The sequence below is a fragment of the Rhizobium sp. 2YAF20 genome, assembly GCF_052114685.1.
Classification (GTDB): Bacteria; Pseudomonadota; Alphaproteobacteria; order Rhizobiales; family Rhizobiaceae; genus Rhizobium.
The window spans coordinates 1-1,065 of the sequence record NZ_JBFRFF010000122.1 but is presented as its reverse complement, the minus strand read 5'-3'; the positions used below and the strand labels follow the sequence as shown (position 1 = coordinate 1,065).

Genomic DNA, 1,065 nt, shown 5'->3' with positions numbered 1-1,065 from the left:
ATCAGCTCTTTGATGCCGCCTGCTATGTCGGCCTTGCCGGGCAGCGAACGGACTCCGGGCGTGCGCACGCCGTCATGCGGTTGAGAACGGCGCAGCCGATGGCGACCTCCGTCTGCTGAGCCGAAAAGGAGCGAGCTCGCAGGCGACGTCCGATCAGCCCCTTGTAGCGCCCGATGGCGGTCTCGATCAGGGCGCGCTTGCCATAGCCGGTGGACGCCTGCCAATTCAGCCTTCCATCATTGGCGATCGCCGTGATGTGACCGTCCCTTTGACCGGGTGGCCCGGTGTCATCACTCTCCACGGCCTTTGAACGTGGCGGGATGACTATCCTTGCGGTGACGCTGTGTTGCAGCACCGCGCAGTAGGTGGGACCGCCATCATATGCTCCGTCGGCCGTGAATTGGTCGATCTCTGCGTSGATCCGGTCGAGCAGCGGCTTCACCTGTGAGGGATCGTCGGCGTCCTGGTCAGTCAGACAGTGGGCGATGATCTCGCCGCTGTCGGCATTGAGAACCAGGTGCAGCTTGCGSCAGGTCCGGCGTGATCTGGCACCGTGCTTGTCTTCCAGCCATTGGCCGGCGCCGTAGACTTTCAATCCGGTGCTATCGATCAGCACATGCAGCGGACCGTCCTCCGGATGCCGCTGCCACTTGGCCGATGGTTCCCATATCTGCGCACGGCGGTTCAGCGTCGTGTGATCGGGAACCGGTAGATCAAGGCCCATCAGATCGAGCAGCGAGGTCATCAATCCCTCGCTCTGGCGCAAACGAAGTCCGAAGACGCATCCCAGTGTCAAGACCGCCTCGATGGCGAGATCGGAATAGCGGGGCTTTCCGCCGCGGGTCGTTCTTCGCGGCGCATGCCACCTGGCCAAGGCTTCTTCTGTCAACCACAGCGTCAGACTGCCGCGCCGCCAAAGGCCCGCCTCGTATTCCGGCCAGTTTGTCACCTTGAATTTCATCTTCGGGACTCGGTGACGGCGGCTGGCATTGTGTTTGTAGGGCATCGGGCGAAGATCATGTCGTTGGCGATCTCGCCTGCCTATCGGCAAACCCTTGAAAAATG

The 1,065-nt window shown here is 62.0% G+C and carries 1 protein-coding gene; it reads right to left on the bottom strand.

Annotated elements, in window-relative coordinates; genetic code table 11:
* Positions 1-22: 22 nt before the first annotated feature.
* On the bottom strand, positions 23-1,006 hold the full coding sequence (locus tag AB4Z52_RS36190; protein ID WP_442222610.1) for an IS5 family transposase: 984 nt from the start codon (positions 1,004-1,006) through the stop codon (positions 23-25).
* Positions 1,007-1,065 lie beyond the last annotated feature (59 nt).